Origin of the sequence: Aeromicrobium sp. MLTX1, assembly GCF_046452335.1 — a bacterium.
Taxonomy (GTDB): domain Bacteria; phylum Actinomycetota; class Actinomycetes; order Propionibacteriales; family Nocardioidaceae; genus Aeromicrobium.
The window spans coordinates 342166-361286 of record NZ_JBKFDN010000002.1; the positions used below are offsets into that span (position 1 = coordinate 342166).

Annotated in this window: 22 protein-coding genes; 14 read left to right on the forward strand and 8 right to left on the reverse strand. The window is 72.0% G+C overall.

Annotation, left to right across the window (positions count from 1 at the left end; translation table 11 throughout):
- Positions 1-66: 66 nt before the first annotated feature.
- Positions 67-714 (reverse strand): MBL fold metallo-hydrolase, encoded by a 648-nt coding sequence (locus tag ACK99Q_RS12165; RefSeq protein WP_410186390.1) that lies wholly within the window; start codon positions 712-714, stop codon positions 67-69.
- 17 nt (positions 715-731) lie between these two features.
- Here ACK99Q_RS12165 and ACK99Q_RS12170 point away from each other — a divergent pair, with 17 nt between their 5' ends.
- From ACK99Q_RS12170 to ACK99Q_RS12180, 3 genes are read left to right on the forward strand one after another with little or no spacing between them, the layout of a single operon-like run.
- Positions 732-1226 carry a phosphoribosyltransferase gene (locus ACK99Q_RS12170; RefSeq protein ID WP_410186391.1) on the forward strand — a complete coding sequence of 165 codons (495 nt, stop codon included), beginning with the start codon at positions 732-734 and terminating at the stop codon, positions 1224-1226.
- A gap of 44 nt (positions 1227-1270) precedes the next feature.
- A complete protein-coding gene (locus ACK99Q_RS12175) occupies positions 1271-2377 on the forward strand; it encodes a serine hydrolase domain-containing protein (protein WP_410186392.1) in 1107 nt (368 codons plus the stop codon).
- 53 nt (positions 2378-2430) lie between these two features.
- Positions 2431-3051 carry an alpha-ketoglutarate-dependent dioxygenase AlkB gene (locus ACK99Q_RS12180; protein WP_410186393.1) on the forward strand — a complete coding sequence of 207 codons (621 nt, stop codon included), beginning with the start codon at positions 2431-2433 and terminating at the stop codon, positions 3049-3051.
- Here the strand turns inward: ACK99Q_RS12180 and ACK99Q_RS12185 are convergent.
- Together ACK99Q_RS12185 and ACK99Q_RS12190 are read right to left on the reverse strand one after the other, a co-directional pair.
- Positions 3017-3427, reverse strand: coding sequence for a MauE/DoxX family redox-associated membrane protein (locus ACK99Q_RS12185; RefSeq protein ID WP_410186394.1), 411 nt, complete (start codon positions 3425-3427; stop codon positions 3017-3019). The two genes, ACK99Q_RS12180 and ACK99Q_RS12185, sit on opposite strands and share 35 nt — an antisense overlap.
- 15 nt (positions 3428-3442) lie before the next feature.
- Positions 3443-3961 carry a GNAT family N-acetyltransferase gene (locus ACK99Q_RS12190; RefSeq protein ID WP_410186395.1) on the reverse strand — a complete coding sequence of 173 codons (519 nt, stop codon included), beginning with the start codon at positions 3959-3961 and terminating at the stop codon, positions 3443-3445.
- Positions 3962-4063: 102 nt separating this feature from the next.
- Between ACK99Q_RS12190 and ACK99Q_RS12195 the strand changes: the two genes are divergently transcribed.
- The 4 genes from ACK99Q_RS12195 to ACK99Q_RS12210 are packed head-to-tail and all read left to right on the forward strand — an operon-like array spanning position 4064 to position 6617.
- Positions 4064-4666: a DUF2975 domain-containing protein gene (locus ACK99Q_RS12195; protein WP_410186396.1), complete on the forward strand. Its 603-nt coding sequence runs from the start codon at positions 4064-4066 to the stop codon at positions 4664-4666.
- Positions 4666-4890, forward strand: coding sequence for a helix-turn-helix domain-containing protein (locus ACK99Q_RS12200; protein ID WP_410186397.1), 225 nt, complete (start codon positions 4666-4668; stop codon positions 4888-4890). Before ACK99Q_RS12195 ends, ACK99Q_RS12200 begins: the two co-directional genes overlap by 1 nt.
- A gap of 27 nt (positions 4891-4917) precedes the next feature.
- A complete protein-coding gene (locus ACK99Q_RS12205; RefSeq protein WP_410186398.1) occupies positions 4918-5937 on the forward strand; it encodes an LLM class flavin-dependent oxidoreductase in 1020 nt (339 codons plus the stop codon).
- Positions 5938-5963: 26 nt separating this feature from the next.
- Positions 5964-6617 carry a 4a-hydroxytetrahydrobiopterin dehydratase gene (locus tag ACK99Q_RS12210; protein ID WP_410186399.1) on the forward strand — a complete coding sequence of 218 codons (654 nt, stop codon included), beginning with the start codon at positions 5964-5966 and terminating at the stop codon, positions 6615-6617.
- Here the strand turns inward: ACK99Q_RS12210 and ACK99Q_RS12215 are convergent, their stop codons facing one another.
- Both ACK99Q_RS12215 and ACK99Q_RS12220 read right to left on the reverse strand, forming a co-directional pair.
- Positions 6618-7856: an RNA polymerase sigma factor gene (locus ACK99Q_RS12215; RefSeq protein WP_410186400.1), complete on the reverse strand. Its 1239-nt coding sequence runs from the start codon at positions 7854-7856 to the stop codon at positions 6618-6620.
- Positions 7856-8281, reverse strand: coding sequence for a YciI family protein (locus ACK99Q_RS12220; RefSeq protein ID WP_410186401.1), 426 nt, complete (start codon positions 8279-8281; stop codon positions 7856-7858). The genes ACK99Q_RS12215 and ACK99Q_RS12220 overlap by 1 nt, the downstream gene beginning before the upstream one ends.
- A 173-nt stretch (positions 8282-8454) precedes the next feature.
- On the opposite strand from ACK99Q_RS12220, the gene ACK99Q_RS12225 reads away from it, so the two are divergent.
- Together ACK99Q_RS12225 and ACK99Q_RS12230 are read left to right on the forward strand one after the other, a co-directional pair.
- Positions 8455-10809, forward strand: coding sequence for an ATP-binding cassette domain-containing protein (locus tag ACK99Q_RS12225; protein ID WP_410186402.1), 2355 nt, complete (start codon positions 8455-8457; stop codon positions 10807-10809).
- Positions 10810-10872: 63 nt separating this feature from the next.
- Positions 10873-12072 (forward strand): MFS transporter, encoded by a 1200-nt coding sequence (locus ACK99Q_RS12230; protein ID WP_410186403.1) that lies wholly within the window; start codon positions 10873-10875, stop codon positions 12070-12072.
- Between the two features lie 15 nt (positions 12073-12087).
- Here ACK99Q_RS12230 and helR read toward each other — a convergent pair whose 3' ends face one another.
- Complete coding sequence (gene helR, locus ACK99Q_RS12235) at positions 12088-14220, reverse strand: RNA polymerase recycling motor ATPase HelR (protein WP_410186404.1); 2133 nt, start codon at positions 14218-14220, stop codon at positions 12088-12090.
- Between the two features lie 122 nt (positions 14221-14342).
- Between helR and ACK99Q_RS12240 the strand changes: the two genes are divergently transcribed.
- Positions 14343-15218, forward strand: coding sequence for a GNAT family N-acetyltransferase (locus ACK99Q_RS12240; RefSeq protein ID WP_410186405.1), 876 nt, complete (start codon positions 14343-14345; stop codon positions 15216-15218).
- Here ACK99Q_RS12240 and ACK99Q_RS12245 read toward each other — a convergent pair whose 3' ends face one another.
- Positions 15219-15938: a VOC family protein gene (locus ACK99Q_RS12245; RefSeq protein WP_410186406.1), complete on the reverse strand. Its 720-nt coding sequence runs from the start codon at positions 15936-15938 to the stop codon at positions 15219-15221. It abuts the gene before it with no gap.
- 18 nt (positions 15939-15956) lie between these two features.
- Here ACK99Q_RS12245 and ACK99Q_RS12250 point away from each other — a divergent pair, with 18 nt between their 5' ends.
- Both ACK99Q_RS12250 and ACK99Q_RS12255 read left to right on the forward strand, forming a co-directional pair.
- Complete coding sequence (locus ACK99Q_RS12250; protein WP_410186407.1) at positions 15957-16355, forward strand: VOC family protein; 399 nt, start codon at positions 15957-15959, stop codon at positions 16353-16355.
- Positions 16356-16369: 14 nt separating this feature from the next.
- Complete coding sequence (locus tag ACK99Q_RS12255) at positions 16370-16918, forward strand: GNAT family N-acetyltransferase (protein WP_410186408.1); 549 nt, start codon at positions 16370-16372, stop codon at positions 16916-16918.
- A gap of 98 nt (positions 16919-17016) precedes the next feature.
- Here the strand turns inward: ACK99Q_RS12255 and ACK99Q_RS12260 are convergent, their stop codons facing one another.
- A complete protein-coding gene (locus ACK99Q_RS12260; protein ID WP_410186409.1) occupies positions 17017-17586 on the reverse strand; it encodes a dihydrofolate reductase family protein in 570 nt (189 codons plus the stop codon).
- A 76-nt stretch (positions 17587-17662) separates the two neighbouring features.
- Here ACK99Q_RS12260 and ACK99Q_RS12265 point away from each other — a divergent pair, with 76 nt between their 5' ends.
- Together ACK99Q_RS12265 and ACK99Q_RS12270 are read left to right on the forward strand one after the other, a co-directional pair.
- Positions 17663-18232 carry a TetR/AcrR family transcriptional regulator gene (locus tag ACK99Q_RS12265; RefSeq protein ID WP_410186410.1) on the forward strand — a complete coding sequence of 190 codons (570 nt, stop codon included), beginning with the start codon at positions 17663-17665 and terminating at the stop codon, positions 18230-18232.
- A 68-nt stretch (positions 18233-18300) separates the two neighbouring features.
- Positions 18301-19119, forward strand: coding sequence for a DUF1206 domain-containing protein (locus ACK99Q_RS12270; protein WP_410186411.1), 819 nt, complete (start codon positions 18301-18303; stop codon positions 19117-19119).
- Positions 19120-19121: the final 2 nt, after the last annotated feature.

A 19121-nucleotide genomic window follows, 5' to 3' on the forward strand; every position in this document is an offset into this window, starting at 1 on the left:
TATCAGTTGTGAGATAAAGCCAGTCTGCGACCTGTGAGTGTCGCCACCGTCGGATCGGGCCCGGGATCACCGGGCGAGGGCGCCGTCCTGGGGGAGTCGCTGGAGGTCCTCGACGCCGCCGTGGCCCTCCACGTGGGTCCAGTAGATCCCGTACGCGACCTCGGAGATCGTGCAGTCGTGGATCGGGAACGCGGTGCGGGGCGCGACCGCCCGCACGAACTCCACGGTCTCGCTGACCTTCGCCCACGGCGCCGACAGCGGGAGCGCGAGGATGTCGACCCCCTCCGGCCGGTACTCGTACGTGTCGCCGGGGTGGAACAGGGTGGGCTCGCCGTCGGCGCTGACGAGCACGCCGACGTTGCCGACGCGGGGGAGCGTCGGAAGGATCTCGGCGTGCCGCGACCCGACGCCGGTCAGCGTCAGCCCGCCGACCTCGAACGTGAGGTCCGGGCCGGTGTGCTCCCAGCCGTCGAGGTCGGCGGCCGTCTCCGGCTCGGCCAGCAGGCGGGCGCCGGGGTTGGCCTCGACGAGCGAGCCGATCCGGTCGCGGTCGAGGTGGTCGGCGTGCTGGTGGGTGACGACGATCGCGTCGAGCCCGGTGAGGGCGAACGTGGCGGGCGAGCTGAACGCGCCCGGATCGATCAGGATGCGGGTCCCGGCGGCCTCGACGAGGACGGCGGCGTGCCCGAAGCGGGTGACCTCCATGGTCGTCATCGTGCCACGATGGGCGCATGGACCACGAGCGCGAGATCCTCACCTGGGACACCTACGGCGCGGCGGTCCGTGAGCTCGCGCAGGCCGTGGCGGACTCGGGCTACGAGCCCGACATCGTGCTCGGCATCGCCCGCGGCGGCCTGATCCCGGCCGGATCGGTCGCGTACGCGCTGGACTGCAAGAACCTGTTCACGATGAACGTGGAGTTCTACACGGGCGTCGGGACGACGCGCGACGAGCCGACCCTGCTGCCGCCGTTCCTCGACCTCGCCGAGCTCAACGACCTGTCGGTGCTCGTCGTGGACGACGTCGCCGACAGCGGCAAGACGCTCGAGCTCGTGGTCCGGGTGTGCTCCGAGCACGCCGGCGCCGTGCGGTCGGCGGTCATCTACGAGAAGCCCCGCACGCTGCTGGCGCCCGACTACGCGTGGCGCCGCACCGACAAGTGGATCAACTTCCCGTGGTCCAGCGAGCCCGTCATCACGCCGCGCACCGGCGTCGTGGACGCCTGAGGCCCGCCGTGTCGGCCCCGGACGTGTCGCGGACGATGCGCGACGTGGCGTCGCGGATGGCGGTGCCCGGCGCCGTCTGGGCCACCGTCCGCGGCCCGCGCCAGCACGTCGAGATCGGCTCCGCGCGACCACTGGGCCCCGACACGATCTTCCGGATCGCCTCGATCACCAAGCCGATCGTCGCGGTGCTCGCCCACCGGCTCGTCGACGAGGGCCTGCTCGAGCTCGACGCTCCCATCGACCGCTGGCTCCCCGAGTTCGCCCACCGCCGCGTGCTCCGCACGCGCGGTGGGCCGCTCGACGACACGGTGCCCGCCTCCCGGCCGACCGCGCTGCGCGACGTCCTCGCGATGGGCTCGGGGCTCGGCTGGGACATGACGGCGGGACCGGACGACCCGCTGCTGACCGAGTACCAGCGGCTCGAGCTGGCCTCGGCGTGGCAGCCACCGGTGCTGCGTCCCGACCGGTGGGCCGAGCTCGCGGGGTCGCTGCCGATGGCGCACCAGCCGGGGGAGGGCTGGCTCTACCAGTTCTCCTTCGACGTGCTCGCGGTCGTGATCGAGCGGGCGACGCGACGGCGCCTCGACCTCGTGCTGCGCGAGAAGGTGCTGGACCCCCTCGACATGCGCGACACCGGCTACACCGTGGAGCTGACCGAGGTCGATCGCGTGCCGTCGTCGTGGTTCCCGAACCGGCGGGGCGAGTTCGTCGAGGTCGCGCCGTGGGGCGACCCGCGCCTCATGAACGTCCCGGTCTTCCGCTCGGGCGCCACGGGCCTGCTCTCGACGGCGGCCGACCTGGCGCGATTCGCACAGATGCTGCTGCGTGGCGGACGCGGGCCGCGCGGTCCCGTGATCTCGGCGGCCTCGTTCGCGGCCCTGACCACCGACGCCGTGGGCGACGCCGCGTCCGCGATGGCGCACGAGTTCCTCGAGCCGAACCGGACGTGGGGTCTGGGCGTCGGCATCGACCTCGACGCCCGTCACCCGGGCTCGCACGCCGGCCGGTTCGGCTGGGACGGTGGCACCGGCACGAGCCTCTGGGTCGATCCGGTGTCGGGCGTCGCGGGAGTGCTGCTGACGCGGCAGGGGATGGGCTCGCCGGAGCCGCCGGAGCACCTCGAGGCGTTCTGGGACGCCGTCCACGCGTGACACGCCGTGCGGGGTTCGAACGCACGTTCGGTGAATCGGCGTAACGTGGGGCCATGTGGTTCCAAGGCTCTCTTCTCGACGGTGACGCGGGCGTCCGCGTCGGCCCGCTCCACCGCGTGCAGCGTCATGAGCTCTCGCGCGGCGCCTGGGTCGACACGCTGCCCGGCTGGGTGGGCGGCTCGGACGAGCTGTTCGAGACCCTGCGCACGGAGGTGCCGTGGCGCGAGGAGCGCCGCGAGATGTACGAGCGCGTCGTCGACGTGCCGCGGCTGCTGTGCTTCTACGGGCCTCGTCGTCCGTTGCCGCACCCCGCGCTGGAGGAGGCGCGCGACGCGCTGTCGGCGCACTACGCGGCCGAGCTCGGCGAGCCGTTCGTGACGGCCGGCCTGTGCTACTACCGCGACGGCAACGACTCGGTGGCCTGGCACGGCGACCGCATCGGCCGCAGCCGCACCGAGGACACGATGGTCGCGATCCTCTCGCTCGGCGCGGAGCGACGGCTGAGCCTGCGACCCGCCGGCGGCGGCCCGCAGACCGGCTTCAGCCTCGGGCACGGCGACCTCTCCGTCATGGGCGGCAGCTGCCAGCGCACGTGGGAGCACGCGATCCTCAAGACCGCGCGTCCGGTCGGCCCCAGGATCAGCGTGCAGTTCCGCGTCGCCGGCGTTCTCTGACCAGCTCCAGCGCGTCGGTCGACCACAGGGCCCAGATCACGAGCACAGGCTGGAAGAACAGCCGGATCAGTCGGGCGCGGTCGCTGTTCAGGTTGAACGCGTCGACGCCGTTGAGGTACTGCGAGACGTTGCCCGGGAACACCGCGACGAAGAACGCCGCCGCGACGAGGCCGATGACGCGGCGGTGGCGCGGGATCGCCATGAGGGCGGCGCCGAGGGCGATCTCGACGATGCCCGACACCACGACCACGACGTCCTCGTCGAGCGGGATGCTGTTCGGCACCTGCGCGTCGAACTCGTCGCGGGCGAACGTCAGGTGGCTGACGCCGGCGAACGCGAGCATGGCGCCGAGCAGGATCCGGGCGATCGTCTTCATGGCCTCGACGCTAGGTCAGTCGCCGAAGATCCGCTCGTAGAGCACGTGGTCGTGCCAGACCCCGGCGAGCCGCAGGTAGTCGCGCGCGACGCCGAACCGGGTGAAGCCGTTCTTCTCCAGCACGCGGTGGCTGGAGACGTTGTCGAGGCGGGTGCCGGCCTCGATCCGGTGCAGCCCGAGGCGCACGAAGGCGAGCTGGACGATCTCGTCCACGGCCATGCTGGCCAGGCCGCGGCCCTGGTGGGCCTCGTCGACGTAGTAGCCGAGGACGCCCTTCATCGCGGGGCCGCGGACGATCTCGTTGAGGTTGATCCGGCCGACCACCGCGTCGTCGGGGGCGAGGATCACGCGCGGGAACGAGACGCCCTCCTCGTATCGGCGGAGTGCGTCCTGGATGATCGCGCGCTGGCCCTTGGCGGTGAAGTAGACCTCCGGCCGCTTCGGCTCGAGTCCCGTCCAGGCCTCGCGGTTGCGGCGCAGGACGCCCGCGAGCGCGTCCGCGTCGGTCGTGGCGACGAGACGGGTGACGGCCATGGCGCCAGTCTGGCAGGCGCGGCGAGTGGGGGAGCGGACCTTGACCGGCATCACATATCGTGTTTCGATAACATCGAGAAACGATATGGAGAAGGAGACGCCATGAAGGCACCCCTCGGCACCGCCACCCGCTCGGACCAGTGGCTCGTCATCGTGCTGTCCGTCATGGTCAGCGTGGCGACGATCGTGACCGCCGCGCGGCGCGTCGTCGAGATCCTGCCGAACCGGGACGTGCCGGTGGACGTGCAGTTCGACCCGACGACCCAGCCGATCACGATCGAGGGCGTCGGGACCGTCTCGGCGGAGATCGACCGGGCCACGGTCACGGCCCCGGACCTGCCGTTCGCGAGCTGGCTGGCGGCCCTGGGCGGCGTCATCGTGCCCGCCCTGGCGATCGTGGCGATCATGGTCTGCGTGGCCTGGCTGTGCCGTCACCTCATGACCGGCCAGTTCTTCAGCCGCACCAACACGCGGCTGCTCACGTCGATCTCGATGCTGATCCTCGTCGCCTGGGTGGCCGACCTCGTCGGGACGACCCTCGCCGGCAACGGCGCCCTGGCCCGTCTCGCCGAGGACGGCGAGGGATTCGTCCTCTCCACGACGCTTCCGCTGCAGTACCTGTTCGTCGCGATCGTGGTGGGCTGCATCGCCGCCGCGTTCCACGCGGGGGAGCGGATGCAGCGCGACGCCGAGGGCCTGGTCTGATGCCGCCGGAGGACGACGAGCACCGGGTGCACTGCCGGCTCGACGAGCTGTTGGCCGCCCGCGGGATGACGCTCACGCGGCTGGCCGAGATCGTCGGCGTCACCGTCGTGAACCTGTCGGTGCTGAAGAACGACCGCGCCCGCGCGATCCGGTTCACCACGCTCACGGCGATCTGCGACGCCCTCGACTGCGAGGTCGGCGAGCTGCTCGTCGTGTCGGAATGATTCGCGGCGCGAGGCGTTGACGCTGACATGAAGAACATCGGCTTCCTGTCCTTCGGGCACTGGTCCGACTCGCCCCAGTCGGCGACCCGGACCGCGTCGGACACACTCGTGCAGTCCATCGACCTCGCGGTCGCCGCCGAGGAGCTGGGAGCCGACGGCGCCTACTTCCGTGTGCACCACTTCGCCCGCCAGCTGGGCGCGCCCTTCCCGCTGCTGGCCGCCGTCGGCGCGCGCACGTCACGCATCGAGATCGGCACCGGCGTGATCGACATGCGGTACGAGAACCCCCTCTCCTTCGCCGAGAACGCCGGGGCGGCCGACCTCATCTCCGGCGGCAGGCTGCAGCTGGGCATCAGCCGCGGATCACCGGAGCAGGTCATCTCCGGGTACCGCTACTTCGGGTTCGAGCCGCCCGAGGGCATGAGCGACGCCGACATGGCCCGCGGCCACACGCAGGTGCTGCTGGAGGTGCTCAAGGGCGAGGGCTTCGCCGAGCCGAACCCGCGGCCGATGTTCCCGAACCCGCCGGGCAAGCTGCGCATCGAACCCCACTCGGAGGGTCTGCGCGACCGCATCTGGTGGGGCGCCGGCTCGCGCGCCACGGCCGAGTGGACCGCGGAGCAGGGGATGAACCTCATGAGCTCGACGCTGCTGACCGAGGACACCGGCGTGCCGTTCCACCAGCTGCAGGCCGAGCAGATCCAGCGCTTCCGCGACGCCTGGAAGGCGGCCGGGCACGAGCGCGAGCCGCGCGTCTCGGTGAGCCGCAGCATCTTCCCGATCGTCTCCGACCTCGACCGCGCGTACTTCGGCCACGAGTCGCGCAGCACCGACCAGGTGGGCTTCCTCGAGGGCGGGTCGGCGCGGTTCGGCCGCACGTACGCCGCCGAGCCCGACGTGCTGGCCAAGGAGCTCGCCGAGGACGAGGCGATCGCGGCGGCGGACACCCTGCTGCTCACGGTGCCGAACCAGCTGGGCGTCGACTACAACGCCCACGTCCTCGAGAGCCTGCTGACCCACGTCGCGCCCGCGCTGGGCTGGCGCTGATCGCGGCCTCGGTCGATGCTGGGCTCATGAGCACGCTCGACGTCCCGACGATCATCGCCGCGGGCCTGGACGACTGGCGCCCCCTCGTCCACAGCCTGCACGCCCGGTACCGCACGGGTGACTTCGCCACGGGCCTGGAGTTCGTCGTCGACATCGGTGCGGCGGCGGAGGCGGCGAACCACCACCCCGACGTGAAGCTCACGTACACGCACGTGGACATCCAGCTGCTCAGCCACGACTCGGGCGGCATCACTGAGCGCGACCTCGAGCTCGCGCGGACCATCAGCGACCTCGCGGCCGAGCGGTCGCTCGAGGCCGACCCGAGCCGGCTGACCACGGTGGAGATCGCGCTGAACGCCGTGGACAAGGACGCCATCGGGCCCTTCTGGGCCGCGGTGCTGACCGGCGACCCGGGCGCCTACGCGAACGACGAGGTCACCGACCCCACGGGCCAGGTCCCGATGCTGTGGTTCCAGCCGACCGAGGCCCGCACCGAGGTCCCGGCCATGTGCTTCCACCTCGACGTGTGGATCCCGGTGGGCCAGCTGCCCGCCCGGATCGAGGCCGGGGTCGCCGCCGGCGGCCGCGTCGTCGACGACTCGGAGTCGCCGTCGTTCGTGGTGCTGGAGGACGCCGAGGGCAACAAGGCCTGCCTCTGCACCGTCATGGATCGCGACTGATCAGGACGGGGAGAGCTCGGCGGCGCGCTGCTCGAGCCAGGCCCGCTCCAGCTCGTTCCCCGCGAGCTCGGCGGCCGCGAGGAACTCGCCCCGCGCCTCGGCCGTGCGCCCCAGCCGCCTGAGCACGTCGGCGCGGGTGCTGGCGACGAGGTGGCTGCGGCCGAGTCCGCCGTCCGCGGCGATGCGGTCGATCTCGGCCAGCGCGTCCTCGAGACCGCCGTCGGTCATCGACAGCGCCGCGGCACGGTTGAGCCGCACGACCGGCCCCGGAACGAGCGCCGACAGCGCGTCGTAGAGGACGAGGATCCGCTCCCAGTCGGTCCGGTCGAACGACGGGGCGGTGGCGTGACAGACGGCGATGGAGGCCTGGAGGGCGTACGGGCCACGACCGCGACCGAGGGCGTCCACGTGCTCCAGCGCCGCGAGCCCTCGTGCGATCTGGCCGCGGTCCCACAGGCGCCGGTCCTGGTCGGCCAGGGTGACGGGCTCGCCGCGGCGGTCGGTGCGCGCCGCGAACCGGGAGGACTGGAGCTCCATGAGCGCCACGAGGCCGTGCACCTCGGGCTCGCGGGGGAGCAGGCGGGCCAGGACGCGGCCGAGCCTGAGCGCCTCGTGCGCGAGGTCGCGGCGGACCCACCGGTCGCCGCCGCTCGGCGCGTAGCCCTCGGTGAAGAGCAGGTAGGTGACGGTGAGGACGGCCGCGAGTCGTGTCGCCCACTCGGTGTGGTCGGGGACCTCGAACGGCACGTGCGCCTCGGCGAGGGTGCGCTTGGCGCGGACGATGCGCTGCTGGACCGCCGGCACCGAGGTGACCAGCAGCCGCGCGATCTCGGTGGTGGAGAGACCGGCGACCACGCGCAGCGTGAGCGCCACCTGCGCCTCGCGTGCCAGCACGGGGTGACAGGCGGTGAAGACCAGCCGCAGCAGGTCGTCCTCGATCGGCTCCCAGCCGAGATCGTCCTCCCGCTCGAGCCGGTGGGCGATCGTGCGGTGCCGCTCGTCGAGGGCCTCGCGACGGCGCCAGCCGTCGATCGCGCGACGCTTCGCCACGGTGGTCAGCCACGCCCCGGCGTTGCGGGGGACGCCCGACTCGGGCCACACGCGCAGCGCCTCGGCGACCGCGTCCTGCGCCAGGTCCTCGGCCTCGGACAGGTCACCGGTCATGCGCGCCAGCGTCGCCACGACCCGCGGACCCTCGATGCGCCAGACGGCATCGAGGGTCGCGGTCAGGTCGTCCATCAGACGGTGCCGAGCTGCTCGCGCCAGCCGGCCTCCTTCTGCACGTACTCGTTGTCGGCGAAGTCCTCGAAGTCGGACTCGTCGGTGATCCGGCGCACCTCGAGCTTCGAGCCCGGACCCAGCGGACAGCGCTTGGCCCACTGGACGGCCTCCTCGCGCGAGGCCACCTGGAGCACCCAGAAGCCGTTGAACAGCTCGTGGGTCTCGCCGTAGGGACCGTCGGTGACGATCGGCTCCTCGGCCGAGAAGTCGACGACGAAGCCCTCGGAGGGGTCGGTCAGGCCGTCACCGCCCGCCATCACGCCGGCGTCCATCAGCGCCTCGTTGTAGGCACCCATCTGGTTGATGATCTCCTCGAAGTCGACCTCCTTCGAGGCGGCCAGGGCCTCGTCGGTGGTGCGCATGATGAGCATGTACTTCTTCATGATCAGGTCCTCTCGGGTGGGCGCCTCGTGCGCCCTCACCATGACGTCGAACGGGACGGGAGCGGATCGACAGCCCCCACGAAGTTTTTTCTCACCGGGCGGAAGTGTCGGTGGTTCCGACCACGCTAGTGCCGGCGCTATCGTTCAGGAACCATCAGGGGAGGAACTTCCGCGTGAGCCATCCGGCCGACAGTCATGACCTGATCCGCGTGCACGGAGCCCGTGTCAACAACCTCAAGGACGTCAGCGTCGAGCTGCCCAAGCGGCGGCTCACGGTGTTCACCGGCGTCTCGGGGTCGGGCAAGAGCTCGCTCGTGTTCGGCACGATCGCCGCCGAGTCGCAGCGGCTCATCAACGAGACCTACAGCTCCTTCGTGCAGGGCTTCATGCCCACGATGGCGCGGCCCGAGGTCGACGTCCTCGACGGCCTCACCACCGCGATCCTCGTCGACCAGGAGCGCATGGGCGCCGACCCGCGCTCCACCGTCGGCACCGCCACGGACGCCAACGCGATGCTGCGCATCCTGTTCAGTCGGCTAGGCGATCCGCACGTGGGCTCGCCGCAGGCGTTCTCCTTCAACGTGGCGTCCATCAGCGGTGCCGGCGCGGTCTCGTTCGAGACGGGCGGCCGCACGGTCAAGGAGCGCCGCGAGTTCTCGATCACCGGCGGCATGTGCCCGCGGTGCGAGGGCAGGGGAGCGGTGTCGGACTTCGACCTCACCGCCCTGTACGACGAGACGAAGTCCCTCGAGGACGGCGCGCTCACGATCCCGGGCTACTCGATGGACGGCTGGTACGGCCGGATCTTCCGCAACGGCGACTTCTTCCCGGCCGACACGCCGATCAAGGACTTCACGAAGAAGCAGCTCGACGCGCTGCTCTACAAGGAGCCCACCAAGATCAAGGTCGACGGCATCAACATCACCTACGAGGGGATCGTCCCGAAGATCCAGAAGTCGATGCTGTCGAAGGACCGCGAGGCGATGCAGCCGCACATCCGTGCCTTCGTCGACCGCGCCATCACGTTCCAGACCTGCCCCGAGTGCGACGGCACCCGGCTCAACGAGGGTGCCCGGTCCTCGAGGATCAAGGGCATCTCGATCGCCGACGCGTGCGCCATGCAGATCACCGACCTCGCCGCGTGGGTGCGCGACCTCGACGAGCCGTCCGTGGCGCCGCTGCTGGCCGTGCTCGCCCAGACGCTCGAGTCCTTCGTCGACATCGGCCTGGGCTACCTGTCGCTCGACCGGCCCGCGGGCACGCTGTCGGGCGGCGAGGCGCAGCGCACCAAGATGATCCGTCACCTCGGGTCCTCGCTCACCGATGTCACGTACGTCTTCGACGAGCCCACCGTCGGCCTGCACCCGCACGACATCGACCGGATGAACGGCCTGCTGCTCCAGCTGCGGGACAAGGGCAACACGGTGCTCGTCGTCGAGCACAAGCCCGAGGCCATCGCGATCGCCGACCACGTCGTCGACCTCGGTCCCCGCGCCGGCAGCGGCGGCGGGCAGATCATGTTCGAGGGCACGGTCGACGGCCTGCGCGCCAGCGACACGATCACCGGCCGCCACCTCGACGACCGCGCCTCGATCAAGGACGCGGTGCGCACGCCCACGGGTCGGCTCGAGGTCCGGGGAGCCGACGCGCACAACCTGCAGGACGTCGACGTGGACATCCCGCTCGGCGTGCTCGTCGTCGTCACGGGCGTCGCCGGATCGGGCAAGAGCTCGCTCATCCACGGCTCCGTCGCCAGGAACGACGACGTGGTGGCGATCGACCAGGGCGCGATCCGCGGCTCGCGGCGCTCCAACCCGGCCACCTACACGGGGCTGCTCGACCCGATCCGCAAGGCCTTCGCGAAGGAGAACGGCGTCAAGCCGGCGTTGTTCTCGGCCAACTCCGAGGGCGCCTGCCCCAACTGCAACGGCGTCGGCGTCGTCTTCACCGACCTGGGCATCCTCGCCACGATGGAGTCGCCCTGCGAGGTCTGCGAGGGTCGTCGGTTCGCCGACGCCGTGCTCGAGTACAAGCTCGGCGAGCGCGACATCAGCGAGGTGCTCGCGATGCCCGTGGCCGAGGCACACGCGTTCTTCGGCAAGGACGGCGTCAACGTCGCGGCCGCCGCGAAGATCCTGGCGCGACTCGAGGACGTCGGCCTGGGCTACCTGACGCTCGGTCAGCCGCTGTCCACCCTCTCCGGCGGCGAGCGCCAGCGCATCAAGCTGGCCACGCACATGGGGGAGAAGGGCGGCACCTACGTGCTCGACGAGCCCACCTCCGGCCTGCACCTGGCCGACGTCGAGCAGCTGCTCGGCCTGCTCGACCGTCTGGTCGACTCGGGCAAGTCGGTCATCGTCATCGAGCACCACCAGGCCGTCATGGCGCACGCCGACTGGATCATCGACCTCGGTCCCGGCGCGGGCCACGACGGGGGCCGGATCGTCTTCGAGGGCACCCCGGCCGACCTCGTGGCCGCGAGGTCCACGCTCACGGGCGAGCACCTCGCCGCGTACGTTGGCTCCTGAGCGCCGGGCGCAGGGGAGGGGTGAGCCCTCCGGGGCGCATGTGACGTGACCTACACTCAGCGCATGATGACCGCCGTGGCCACCCGGTCCGGCGTCCGGCGTGGGACCGGCTTCGTCGTCGTCCTGGTGGCCCTGACGATCTTCATGATCGGCGCGAGCGCGCCGTCGCCTTTCTATCCCGTGCTCCAGGAGCGGATCGGGTTCTCGTCCGCGGCGATGACCCTGATCTTCGCCGTCTACGCGCTGTCGATGCTCGCCACGCTGCTGGTCGCGGGGTCACTCTCGGACCACCTGGGCCGCCGGCCGGTCATCGCGCTCGGCCTGCTCGTGCTCGCGGGCAGCATGATCGCGTTCTGGCACGCCGAGAGCGTCACGGTGCTGATCGTCGCCCGTGTCGTGCAGGGCTTCGGGGCCGGACTGCTGATGCCGTCGATGTCCGCGGCCATCGTGGACCTCGAGCCGCCGAGTCGTCCGGGCAGCGGCGCGATCGCGAACTCGGTCACGCCCTTCGCCGGACTCGCGGCGGGCGGACTCGTCTCCGGGCTCGCGCTCGACCACGCCGGCGCCGAGCCGCTGACGGCGGTGTTCGGCTCGCTGACCGTGCTGCTCGTCCTCATGGCGGTGGTCGTGTGGGCGGCGCCGGAGACCTCCACGCGCCGGCCCGGCGCGCTGGCGTCGCTGCGGCCCCGGATCGGCGTGCCGCCGCAGGCGCGTGCCGCCTTCTACCGCGCCGTGCCGGCGGTGATCGCCGGCTGGGCCACGAGCGGCTTCTATCTGTCGCTCGGCGCGCCGCTGATCGCCCAGGAGCTCGGAGGGGAGAGCCACCTCGCGCAGGGGCTCGTGGTGACCACGCTCAACGGCGCTGGGGCGGTGATGTGCTTCGTCGCGCGTCGCTGGAGCAGCCGTCGGATCACCCTCTACGGCACCACCACCCTCGCCGTCGGCACCGCCCTGACGCTGGTCGCGCTCGCCGCGGACAGCCTGTCGTGGTTCCTGGCGGCCACCGTGTTCGCGGGCACGGGCTTCGGCGCGGCCTTCATGGGCATCATGCGCTCGATCACGCCGCTCGCGCCGCCCGAGCGTCGGGGCGAGCTCTTCGCCGCGGTGTTCGTCGCGAGCTACGTCGCGTTCGGCATCCCGGCCGTGATCGCCGGATTCGCCGTCGGCTGGATCGGCCTGTCGCAGACCGCGCTGGTCTACGGAGCGGTCGTGGTGGTCCTGGCCGGACTGGCCGCCGTGCTCCGCCTGCGCTCCGAGGACTGACCCGGCGCGGGCCGATCACTCGGCGATGACGAGCTCACGGGTGGTGCGCGTCATCGCCACGTAGCGGTCGACCGCGGCGGCGACGTCATCGCCCCAGCCGGCCGGATCGACCAGCACGACCAGGTCGAACTCCAGACCCTTCGCGAGGACGGGTGACAGGGAGCGCACCCGGTCACGCCCGGAGCGCTCGGGGTCGCCGATGACGCACACGGTGCCCTCGTCGTGCTCGGACAGCCAGCGGTCGACGACCGCGTCGACGTCGTCGATCCCGACGCGGCGCACGGGGGAGCCGCTCGAGCGGATCGAGTCCGGGACGTTCGCGCCGGGAACCGCCGCGCGGATCAGCGGGCCCGCCTCCGCCATCACCTCGCGAGGCGTGCGGTAGTTCACCGTGAGGCCGGCCTCGCGCACCGTGCGCAGTCCCACGCGCGCGAGTCGCTCCGGCCACGACTCGGCGAAGCCCCGGCGGGCCTGGGCGCGGCCGCCGGCGATCGTGAGACTGTGCGACGGGCATCGCCGGACGAGCATCGCCCACTGACCGTCGGTCAGCTCCTGCGCCTCGTCGACGACGACGTGGGCGAACGGCCCCGCGAGTGCGTCGACGTCGCCCGCCGGGACCGCCGACTCGTCGTCGAGCGCGTCGCGCAGGCCCTCCTGGCGCAGGGAGGTCCACAGCCCCTCTCCGTCGTCGTGCTCCATGGCAGCCAGCAGGTCGTCGACGACCCGGTCCATCCCGGCGCGCTGCTGCGCCACCGCGAGGTGACGCGCGCGGGCGCGCTGCTCGTGCGAGGGGTCGCCGAGACGATGGCGTGCCGTGTCGAGCAGCGGCAGGTCCGCGTCGGTCCACGCCGCCGACTCCTCGCGGTGCAGCAGCCGGACCTCGTCGGGCGTGAGCGAGGGCGCGCACCGACGGAGGTACGCCGGGACGGCCCACAGGTCCGCGATGAGGTCAGTAGGCTCCAGGATCACCCAGGACCGCTCGAGCGCGTCGACCACGTGCTCGGTGTGCTGCAGGACCGCGAGGACGTCGTCGGGATCGACGTCCTCGGACAGCCGGTCGCGGGCGATCTCGGCCAGCGTCTCCCAGACCAGCGAGCGTGCCTCGTTGTGCGGCACGTGGGGACCCGGCGCCGCGAAGGCCTCCGCCCAGTCGCGTGCGGTGAGCCGCACGTCGCCCCAGGGGGTCTCGACCTCGCAGTCGAGCCTCGGCGGCTCCTCGTACACCGCGACAGCCTCGTCGACCGCCCGCACCAGGGCCAGCGTCGCCTTCAGCGCCGCCACTCTGGGGTCCGGCTCCGGCCGCGCCTCCCGGGCCTGCGGGACGAGGTCGTCCGGGGTGCACGTGAGGACGCCCTCCTCGCCGAGGCTCGGGAGCACGTCGGCGACGTAGGCCAGGTACGGGTGGTGCGGGCCGACGAACAGGACCCCGCCGTGACCGGGCGCGAGCCGCGGGTCGGTGTGGAGCAGGTACGCGGCGCGGTGCAGCGCCACGACCGTCTTGCCGGTGCCCGGACCTCCGTCGACCACGAGGGCGCCGGGGGAGTCGGACCGGATGATGGCGTCCTGGTCCGCCGCGATGGTGCCGAGGACGTCGCGCATCCCGGTGGACCGGCTGCCGGCCAGTCCGGTCAGGAAGGCCGAGTCGTCGTCCACGGCGAGGTCGTCGGTCGGCGCCGTGGGGGAGAGGACCTCGTCCCAGAAGTCGACGACCCGGCCGTCGGCCCAGCGGTAGCGCCGGCGACTGCGCAGCCCGAGGGGACGCGCGAGCGTGGCGGCGAAGAAGGGCGCGGCGGCGGGGGAGCGCCAGTCCACGAGGAGCCGGCCGCCACGGCCGTCGGAGAGCCCGAGCCGGCCGATGTACGCGATCGTCCCGCCCTCCCCGACGGTGCGTCCCAGGCACAGGTCGAGGCTGTACCGACGCAGGAGCCGGAGTCGTGACTCGAGTCGGTGGACGTCCTGGTCGCGGTCGAGGGCGCGCTGGCCGGACCCCGCCGGACGGCGCCGCGCCACGGCGAGCTCCGCGGCGGCGTCTCGCTGGGCCTCGTCCAGCCGCGCCGCGACACGCCGGAGATGGTGCTCGTCCTGCTGGACCAGAGCGGGGTCGGCCTTGTCGGCCAGATGAGGACGGAGTGCGAAAACGGCTGCCATGGCGGACGATTCTGGACCCCGCCGGGGGGCTTGTGGCAAGCCCCCATCCGCGATATACGTTGAAGAGGGAAGGGCGATCGCCCTTCCCTTCGTCGTGCCCCACCAGACAGGACGCCTCGCTCGTGGCCGTGATCCTCATGTGCGGACCGTCGGGGTCCGGGAAGTCGACCTTCGCGAGACGGCTGGAGGAGGCGGGCTGGACGCGGCTGAGCTTCGACGTCGAGACCTGGCGGCACGACGTCACGTCCCTGCCTGCGCCGCCCGAGCTGCTGGCGCAGATCGAGACCGAGCTGCTCGGCCGACTGGCGCACGCGGTGGCCGCGGGGGAGGACGTGGTGCTCGACTACTCCTTCGCCACGCGCGAGCTGCGGGATCGGTACCGCGGTCTCGTCGCGGACCTCGGAGCGACGGCGGAGACCGTGTACCTGCCCGTGGATCGTGATCTCGCGGTGCAGCGGGTCCGGACACGGCACGACGAGGGGCCCGACGACTACCGGCTCGACGACGACGCCGTGCTCGCCCACGTCGACGGTCTGGAGGCGCCCACGTTCGCCGAGCACCCGCTGCGGGTGATCGACGGCGACGTCACGCTGCGTCACGCGGCCGCCGTCGACGTCGTCGAGCTGATGGCGTTCTGGGACGGTTCGGCCGAGAACGCCTCCCGGCAGCAGGACTCGGTGGCGCTGGTCGAGGCGCTCGTCGCCCGGGACCCCGCCGCGATCCTGGTCGCCGAGCTGCAGGGCCGGATCGCCGGATCGGTGATCGCCGGCTGGGACGGCTGGCGGGCGCACCTCTACCGCCTCGCGGTCGCTCCCGAGGCCCGTGGACGCGGGCTCGCCCGGCGCCTGCTCGGCCACGCCGAGGACCGGCTGCGGGCCCTCGGCGCCACGCGGTTCGACGCGATGGTCCTCGACGAGAACGACGCCGGCGCGGCACTCTGGCGGTCCGCCGGGTACGCGCCGCAAGGGGAGTGGAGCCGGTGGGTCAAGCCCGCATGATCAACGGCCCGAGAGCACGCAGAACTCGTTCCCGTCAGGGTCGCGCATGACGACCCAGCTGACCTGACCCTGGCCGATGTCCGTGCGGGTCGCGCCGAGTGACTCGAGCCGGGCGACCTCCTCGGACTGGTCGCCGTGGGGCCGCAGGTCGAAGTGCCAGCGATTCTTGGCGGGCTTCTCGATCAGGGGAGGACCGCCCCACGTCACCTTCGTCCCGCCGTGCGGCGACTGGATCGCCGTCTCCTCGTCCTGGTCCCACACGAGCGGCCAGTCGAGCGCCTGCTGCCAGAACAGGCCGACCTCGCGCGTGCCGTCGCACGAGAGCGCGCCGATCGTGCCGCAGCCCGCCAGGAACCGGTTGCCGGGCTCGATGACGCAGAACTCGTTGCCCTCCGGGTCCTGGAGGACGACGTGCTCGGCGTCGGCGCCCTGTCCGACGTCGAGGTGGCTCGCGCCGAGCTCGAGGGCTCGCGCCACGGTGGCCTCCTGCGCGTCGGCGGACGCGCTGGTGAGGTCGAAGTGCATCCGGTTGGGGAGGGTCTTGGGGTGTCGCGTCGGCTCGATGTCGATCGCGAAGCCCGCGCCGTCGCCGGCCGCGAGCGTGATGACGCCGTCGTCGTCGGTGCCGGTGATCTCGCGATCCAGCAGGGCGCTCCAGAACCGTGCGAGGCGCTCGGGATCGTTGGCGTCGATGACCAGGGCTTCCCAATGGCTGCTCATCCACCCACGCTAGTACGCATGAGTGCCCACAGCGTCGTCGTCGGACTGCCGATCGCGGACCGCCGCACGTCTCGTGACTTCTACCGCGACGTCCTGGGGCTGGAGGCCCCCGGCGAGCCCGCCGAGGACGGCGTGCCCGAGCCGCTCCAGCTCAGCCTGTCGGACGGCCTCAGCGTGATGCTGGTGCCGACGGGCGGCTTCGGCTGGGCGATCGGCGGGAGAGCGCTGACGCCGCCGGGGCACCACGAGTGCGTCCTCACGCTGGCCGCGTCGTCGCCGGCCGAGGTGGACGCGCTGCTGGAGCGCGCCCGGACCGCCGGTGCGGAGATCGTCGTCGAGGCGGGGCAGCAGCCGTGGGGCTACACGGGGACGTTCGCCGACCCGGACGGGCACCTGTGGGCCGCGACGACCGCGTGACGCATCATCGTGCGGTGGGATGCACCGAGGAACCGTGGACGACGGCCGAGGGCTCGACGTCCGGGCTGAGTCTGGTCCAGGTGCCGCGCGACGTGCTGCAGGCGCTGGGCCGCGGTGACCTCGAGTCGGCCGGCCGGCTGTCCGACGTCGGCCTCACGGCGTACATCGCGGGACCGGACTGCCGCTGGCTGTGGGCGCTGCGCGCTGACCAGGTCGCCCGGACGCCCGCCGACCACGTCTGGGTCACCCGGTGGGTCGTCGAGAGGCATTCGGACTCCGTCGTCGGGCTGGCGGGCTTCCACGGCGCACCGGACGACCGCGGCATGGTCGAGATCGGCTACCGGATCGATCCGGACCAACGGCGCCGCGGCCACGCACGGACGGCGCTGGAGATCATGCTGGACGTCGCCCGAGCCGATCCTCGCGTCGCCGTCGTGCGCGCCACCGTCAGCCCGGACAACCGGCCGTCGCGCGCACTGCTCGACCAGTACGGCTTCGTCGCGGTCGGCGAGCAGTGGGACGAGGAGGACGGCCTCGAGACGATCCTCGAGATCCCGGCCTGATGCCCCTCTCGGCTCGCCTGCCTGGTTGTCCGATAATGCACATTATGTCAATTAAGCACGACGGGCGCGGCGAGAGGGGCTCCCCTGACCCCCCGGCCTCATCGTGAGCGCACGTACTCCTCGATGACGAGTCCCGAGGCGAATCGCCGGGTGTCGACCAGGTCGAACGGCAGGATCGACGCCACCGGCGTGCCGAACAGGCCGATGCCGTCGCCGAGGACGATCGGATAGCGCTTGAGGATCAGTCGGTCGATCTCCGGCAGCAGCGACCTGGCGAGCGCGCCACCGCCGCACAGGTAGATGCCCAGGCCGTCCTCCTGCTTGAGCTCCCGCACCGTGGCCAGCGCGTCGGCCGTATAGGTGATGCCCTCGGGTGCCGGGTCGCCCGACCGCGTCGCCACGAACTCGCGCAGATGGGCGTACGGCCGTTCGATGCCCGCGTCGAGGGCGATCCGGTAGCTCCTGCTCCCCTGGATCACCGTGTCGAACCGCGTCCGCGGCGGTGCGATGCCGAGTCCCTCCAGGAACTGCGTCGGCACGGCGTCCGCGAAGTCGCTGGTGAGGACGGCCGCGTGGTCGCCGGTGACGGGAAAGGCGTCGAAGGCGCCGTCGGGCTCGGCGATGCGGCCGTCGATCGAGACGGCGACGTAGTAGACCAGCTCGCGCATGCAGCTCTCCATTCACGACAGATGTTGTGGATGGAACGTATCACGACAGGTGTCGTGGTTGCGATACCCTGACGCCATGGTCCGCAACTCCGAGCGCCGCACCCAGCTCGCCGACGCCGCCGTGCGCGTCCTGGCCCAGCAGGGCTCGCGAGGCCTCACGCACCGGGCGATCGACGACGAGGCGGGCGTCCCGAAGGGCACTGCCTCGAACTACTTCTCCTCGCGCGACGAGATCATCGACGCGATCCTCGCGCGCATCGGCGAGCGGCTCACGCCCGATCCGTCGGTGCACGCCGAGCTCGCGCGCCGCTCCCCCGGCATCGACCTCTTCACCGACTACCTGCGCGACATCGTGCACCGGCTGACGGCCGACCCGGACTCCACGATCGCGCTGTTCGAGCTCCGCCTGGAGGCCTCGCGCCGGCCGCACGTCGCCGCGGCGCTCGCCGGGTGGCGACGGGAGGGACTGGCCGCCGACGTCGAGTTCAACGCCTCGATGGGGCTGCCCGGGGACGCCGCCGACATCGCCCTGTTCCACTACGCGATCGACGGCCTGGTGCTCGACCGGCTGACCGTCCCACTCGACGAGCAGGCCGACGTCGACGCCCTCGTCGCGACGCTCGTTCGGCGGATCCTGGGGAGCTAGCGGGAGCCCGCCGCCTCTCCCCTGTCCTCGCCGGGCCGGGCGGTCGGGAACGTCCTAGGCTCGGCCTCATGGCGACACGTTCGGCGAAGTCCGCGGCACGCGCGGTCGACGACCACCCGGCCCTGGACCAGGTGGCCCGCATCGGCCTGGTCGCGTTCGGCGTGGTCCACCTCGTGATGGGCTGGCTGGCGATCCGGCTCGCGTTCGGCGACAGCGGCGGCGAGGCGGACAGCGGCGGCGCTGTCCGCGAGCTGGCGCAGCAGCCGTTCGGCGAGCCGATCGTCTGGGCCGTCGGCATCGGCATGGTGATGCTCGCCGTGTGGCAGGCGATCGAGGCGGCCGTCGGGCACCGCCGCGAGGACGGCGCCAAGCGCCTCCGCAAGCGCCTGGTCAGCCTGGGCAAGGTCGTCCTCTACGGCGCGATCGCCGCGACGGCGTTCAAGGTGGTCACGGGATCGAGCTCCTCCGGTCAGGACGGCACGACGTCGTTCAGCGCGAAGCTCATGGACCTTCCGGGTGGCCAGGTGCTGATCGGCCTGGTGGCCCTCGGCATCGCCGCCGTGGGCGCCTACCTCATCTACAAGGGCCTCACCGAGCGCTTCCTCAAGGACATCGAGGTCGGTGGCGCCAGTGGCCGGGTCGGGTCGGCCTACGGGTGGCTCGGCAAGATCGGCTACGTCGCCAAGGGCGCCGCGGTCCTCGGCGTCGCCGCGCTCTTCGGCTACGCGGCCGTCACTCACGAGCCGGACAAGTCCGGCGGCATCGACGAGGCGCTCCGCACGGTACTGGACCAGCCCTTCGGCCCCGTCCTCACCGGTCTGGTGGGCGCGGGCTTCGTGGCGTTCGGCCTGTTCTGCTTCGCCTGGGCCCGGCACATCAACCGCTGACC

Coding starts and splice junctions, on each gene's coding strand:
- ACK99Q_RS12185 (WP_410186394.1), bottom strand. CDS start 3,427: ATGAAGACGATCGCCCGGATCCTGCTCGGCGCCATGCTCGCGTTCGCC.
- ACK99Q_RS12230 (WP_410186403.1), top strand. CDS start 10,873: ATGATGACCGCCGTGGCCACCCGGTCCGGCGTCCGGCGTGGGACCGGC.
- ACK99Q_RS12265 (WP_410186410.1), top strand. CDS start 17,663: ATGGTCCGCAACTCCGAGCGCCGCACCCAGCTCGCCGACGCCGCCGTG.
- helR (WP_410186404.1), bottom strand. CDS start 14,220: ATGGCAGCCGTTTTCGCACTCCGTCCTCATCTGGCCGACAAGGCCGAC.
- ACK99Q_RS12270 (WP_410186411.1), top strand. CDS start 18,301: ATGGCGACACGTTCGGCGAAGTCCGCGGCACGCGCGGTCGACGACCAC.
- ACK99Q_RS12210 (WP_410186399.1), top strand. CDS start 5,964: ATGAGCACGCTCGACGTCCCGACGATCATCGCCGCGGGCCTGGACGAC.
- ACK99Q_RS12190 (WP_410186395.1), bottom strand. CDS start 3,961: ATGGCCGTCACCCGTCTCGTCGCCACGACCGACGCGGACGCGCTCGCG.
- ACK99Q_RS12215 (WP_410186400.1), bottom strand. CDS start 7,856: ATGGACGACCTGACCGCGACCCTCGATGCCGTCTGGCGCATCGAGGGT.
- ACK99Q_RS12245 (WP_410186406.1), bottom strand. CDS start 15,938: ATGAGCAGCCATTGGGAAGCCCTGGTCATCGACGCCAACGATCCCGAG.
- ACK99Q_RS12170 (WP_410186391.1), top strand. CDS start 732: ATGGACCACGAGCGCGAGATCCTCACCTGGGACACCTACGGCGCGGCG.
- ACK99Q_RS12200 (WP_410186397.1), top strand. CDS start 4,666: ATGCCGCCGGAGGACGACGAGCACCGGGTGCACTGCCGGCTCGACGAG.
- ACK99Q_RS12220 (WP_410186401.1), bottom strand. CDS start 8,281: ATGAAGAAGTACATGCTCATCATGCGCACCACCGACGAGGCCCTGGCC.
- ACK99Q_RS12260 (WP_410186409.1), bottom strand. CDS start 17,586: ATGCGCGAGCTGGTCTACTACGTCGCCGTCTCGATCGACGGCCGCATC.
- ACK99Q_RS12180 (WP_410186393.1), top strand. CDS start 2,431: ATGTGGTTCCAAGGCTCTCTTCTCGACGGTGACGCGGGCGTCCGCGTC.
- ACK99Q_RS12195 (WP_410186396.1), top strand. CDS start 4,064: ATGAAGGCACCCCTCGGCACCGCCACCCGCTCGGACCAGTGGCTCGTC.
- ACK99Q_RS12250 (WP_410186407.1), top strand. CDS start 15,957: ATGAGTGCCCACAGCGTCGTCGTCGGACTGCCGATCGCGGACCGCCGC.
- ACK99Q_RS12205 (WP_410186398.1), top strand. CDS start 4,918: ATGAAGAACATCGGCTTCCTGTCCTTCGGGCACTGGTCCGACTCGCCC.
- ACK99Q_RS12165 (WP_410186390.1), bottom strand. CDS start 714: ATGACGACCATGGAGGTCACCCGCTTCGGGCACGCCGCCGTCCTCGTC.